Below are 1032 nucleotides of genomic sequence, written 5' to 3'. Positions count from 1 at the left end.
CACGGCCCCGAGCACCTGGGCCCCACGAATCTTCGCCAGGGCCAACGCCGCGCTGCCTACCGCTCCATTGGCACCAATCACCAATAAGCGAGTGCCTTTGCCGACACCGCTGCGCTCAAGGGCATCCCACGCCGTGGTGTACGGTACGCCGAGACTGGCGGCCTGGGCAAAGCTCAGATGGCTGGGCTTGTGCGCCACGCCCTTGGCCGACACGGTGAGGTACTGGGCGTGGGAACCGTCAGCGAAAAAACCCAGGTCGCGACCGGTGCCCCAGACTTCCTGGCCAACGAGTTCCTGCGGACCTTCCACCACCACCCCGGCAAAGTCCCGCCCGGGAATGCGTGGCAAGGTGGTGTAGGGGAAACGCCCGAGCACGTTCTTCACGTCGCTGGGGTTCAGCCCGGCAGCCTTGATCTGCACCAGGACTTCACCGGCCGCCGGCACCGGCGTGGCGACATCAACGTAAGCAAGGGCAGCGAGATCGCCGGTGGCGGAAAATTGCAGTGCTTTCATGACCAATATCCATCGAGGTTAAAAAGGGTTTCAGGAGAACCAGGCGCTGACCATTTGCCGGCCCATGGGCCAGAGCTTCTCGCCCATCAGCATGCCCATCAGCCCGATCAGGGCGATGGCAGGAGGCGCAGGCGAGCGAAAGTCCAGGGCACCGTAAATCACGCCGACCAACAGGCCGATGGCCAAGGAAATCAGGTAACTCATGGAACACTCCGCAGCAAGGGTTGATGCGGTCAGTGTAGGGGGCCTGAAACCGAAGCATCGGCCAAGTGCTTCAGGATTTCGGCCAAGCCTCAGACGGGATACTGCGACGGCGCCATCCCCAGTTCACGACGAAACATGTCGCTGAAACTGCTCGGCGAATAACCCAGGGAACGGGCGATCGCGCTGACCGACTGGCCCTGGATCAACTCGGCCACGGCGGTGGCCAACTGCACCTGGCGGCGCCACTCGGCAAAGCCCATGCCCAGGCTGTTCTGGAACAGCCGGGCCAGGGTGCGTCCGCTGGCGCCGGCGGCT

Annotated in this window: 3 protein-coding genes; all 3 read right to left on the bottom strand. The window is 63.9% G+C overall.

Features of this window, described 5'->3' with window-relative positions; translation table 11 throughout:
• On the bottom strand, nucleotides 1-513 hold a 513-nt coding region (locus HX846_RS33075; RefSeq protein ID WP_178967037.1), incomplete at its 3' end, for an alcohol dehydrogenase catalytic domain-containing protein.
• Nucleotides 514-543: 30 nt separating this feature from the next.
• Nucleotides 544-717 carry a DUF1427 family protein gene (locus HX846_RS33070; protein WP_178967036.1) on the bottom strand — a complete coding sequence of 58 codons (174 nt, stop codon included), beginning with the start codon at nucleotides 715-717 and terminating at the stop codon, nucleotides 544-546.
• 89 nt (nucleotides 718-806) lie between these two features.
• The coding region (locus HX846_RS33065; protein WP_178967035.1) for a helix-turn-helix domain-containing protein at nucleotides 807-1032 on the bottom strand (226 nt) is incomplete at its 5' end.

Source organism: Pseudomonas sp. K5002 (genome assembly GCF_013386655.1).
Lineage (GTDB): Bacteria > Pseudomonadota > Gammaproteobacteria > Pseudomonadales > Pseudomonadaceae > Aquipseudomonas.
The sequence above is the reverse complement of the archived record's forward strand: the minus strand, read 5'-3'. Positions and strand labels throughout refer to the sequence as shown.

What these genes read in the sequence shown, in the direction of transcription:
- HX846_RS33070 (WP_178967036.1), bottom strand. Translation starts at nt 717, where the DNA reads ATGAGTTACCTGATTTCCTTGGCCATCGGCCTGTTGGTCGGCGTGATT.